3 protein-coding genes are annotated in these 2,283 nt (G+C 74.4%); all 3 read left to right on the forward strand.

From position 1 onward, the window contains the following. On the forward strand, nt 1-831 hold an 831-nt coding region (locus AB0C29_RS44490; protein ID WP_360833856.1), incomplete at its 5' end, for a phosphate acyltransferase PlsX. Continuing rightward, entirely contained in the window at nt 828-1,709 is an 882-nt protein-coding gene (rnc, locus tag AB0C29_RS44495; protein ID WP_360833858.1) for a ribonuclease III, read from the forward strand. The genes AB0C29_RS44490 and rnc, both read left to right, overlap by 4 nt. A gap of 2 nt (nt 1,710-1,711) precedes the next feature. Continuing rightward, a partial coding sequence (locus AB0C29_RS44500; protein ID WP_360833860.1) for a mannosyltransferase family protein occupies nt 1,712-2,283 on the forward strand: 572 nt, incomplete at its 3' end.

Genomic DNA, 2,283 nt, shown 5'->3' on the forward strand with positions numbered 1-2,283 from the left:
CCGGCCGGTCCGGACCGTGAAGCCGGCCCACCCATCCGCCCGGACCGGGCCATGAGTCGTGCCGCCGCCCCCGACCAGGCACTCAGCCGGGTCGAATCCGGCGTCCGGACGGCCATACTGGCCGTCGCCCAAGGCCACGCCGACGCGGTCGTCTCCGCCGGCAACACCGGCGCCACCGTCACCTCCGCCGCCCTCGGTCTCGGCCGCTGGCCCGGCGTGCGACGTCCCGCCCTGGCCGCTGTGCTGCCCACGGTCGCCGGCCGGCTGGTCCTGCTCGACGTGGGTTCCTCCGTCGACCCGGACGAACACACTCTCGCCATGCACGCCCGGCTCGGCGCCGCGTACGCCGCCGTCGTGCACGGGGTCGCCGCCCCCCGCGTCGGCCTGCTCACCATCGGCACCGAACGCGGCAAGGGCGATCGTCTGCGCCGGGCCGCCCCCGCCGTGCTGGCCGGGCTCGACCTGCCCGCCGGCGGCCACTACACCGGGCTGGTCGAGGGCAACGACGTGGTGACCGGGACCGCCGCCGACGTGGTGGTGACCGACGGCTTCACCGGCAACGTGCTGCTCAAGGGCCTCGAGACGGCGTACGCGCTGATCCGGCCCCCCGGCACCGACGACGTACCGCCCCGGGCGGCCATCCTGCTCGGCGTCGGCGGCACAGTCGTCGTCTGTCACGGCGCCGCGAGTGCCGACGACATCGCCGCGGGCATCGCCCTCGCCGCCGACCTGCACCGGCGGGCCGCGGTGCCGGTCATCGCCGACCTGATCCAGTTCCCGGCGGGGCATCCGAGCCCCGCGGCGCACGAAGACTCCAGAGGTGGTTCATGAGCAGTAACGACAAGCGCCGGCGGCCCTCCACCGAGCCACTGGAGGAGGCGTTCGGCATCCCCATCGAGCCGGGCCTGCTCGAACGTGCGCTGACCCACCGCTCGTACGCGTACGAGAACGGCGGTCTGCCGACCAACGAGCGCCTGGAGTTCCTCGGCGACTCGGTGCTGGGGGTGGTGATCACCTCGGCGCTCTTCCACAACCACCCGGACCTGCCCGAGGGTCAGCTGGCCAAGCTGCGCGCCAGCGTGGTCAACATGCACGCGCTCGCCGACGTGGCCCGTACCCTCGGCCCGCAGGGTCTGGGCCCGCACCTGCTGCTCGGCAAGGGTGAGGAGACCACCGGTGGCCGCGACAAGGCCAGCATCCTGGCCGACACGCTGGAGGCGTTGCTCGGCGCGATCTACCTGGAGCACGGCCTGAGCGTGGCCGGCGACGTGATCCACCGGCTGTTCGACCCGCTGATGGCCGAGTCGGCCGGGCGCGGTGCGGCGCTGGACTGGAAGACCAGCCTGCAGGAGCTGACCGCGGCGCTGGGCCTGGGCGTGCCGGACTACGTGATCGACGACGCCGGCCCGGACCACGCGAAGACGTTCACGGCCTGGGTCGTGGTGGCCGGCGAGCGCTACGGCGGCTCGGACGGGCGCAGCAAGAAGCAGGCCGAGCAGCGCGCCGCCGCGGCGGCCTGGCGCACCCTGACCGAGCGGACCGAGGCGCAGACCCCACCCCCCGCCGTGGCCGGCGGCGGCCACACCGAACTGCCCGAGGCGGAGAGCGCGGAGACCGGCGGCCACACCGAACTGCGCGAGGCGGAGAGCGCGGAGAGCGCGGAGAGCGCGGAGACCGGCGGGCACACCGAGCTGCCCGAGGCCTCCTAGCGGTGAGCGTGACGGTGCGGGAGCCCGGCCCGGAGGTGGCCGGCGTCGCGGAGCGGCTCTGGGACAAGGCCGGCCGGTGGCGTGGCGCCGGGATCGCGGTCGGCATCCTGGCCCTGACCCGGCTGGTGCAGCTGTTCTTCCTGGTCGTGCTGGACCACGCCACCGCGGAGCCGGCCGGGCTGCGCACCAACCTGCTGATCTGGGACGGCGGCTGGTTCCAGCGGGTCGCCGAGGGCTATCCGAGCGGCTACACGTACGGCGCCGACGGTGCGCTGCAGGGCAACGAGCTGGCGTTCTTCCCGCTCTACCCGATGCTGATCCGGTTGCTGTCCGGGCTCGGCCTCGACTCCGGCACCGCGGCGCTCACGGTGAGCTGGCTCGCCTCGATCGGCGCCGCGGTCGCCCTGCACCTGCTCGGCACCTCGCTCTACGGGCGCCGGGCCGGCTGGGCCCTGGTCGCCATCTGCTGCGGCGCCCCCATGTCGGTGGTGCTGTCGATGGCGTACTCGGAGAGTTTGTTCCTGGCCCTGGTGGCCGGCATGTTCGTCGCCGCGCACCGCCGGGTCTGGTGGGC

Source organism: Actinoplanes sp. NPDC048791 (genome assembly GCF_040650095.1).
Lineage (GTDB): Bacteria > Actinomycetota > Actinomycetes > Mycobacteriales > Micromonosporaceae > Actinoplanes.

Coding starts and splice junctions, on each gene's coding strand:
- rnc (WP_360833858.1), top strand. CDS start 828: ATGAGCAGTAACGACAAGCGCCGGCGGCCCTCCACCGAGCCACTGGAG.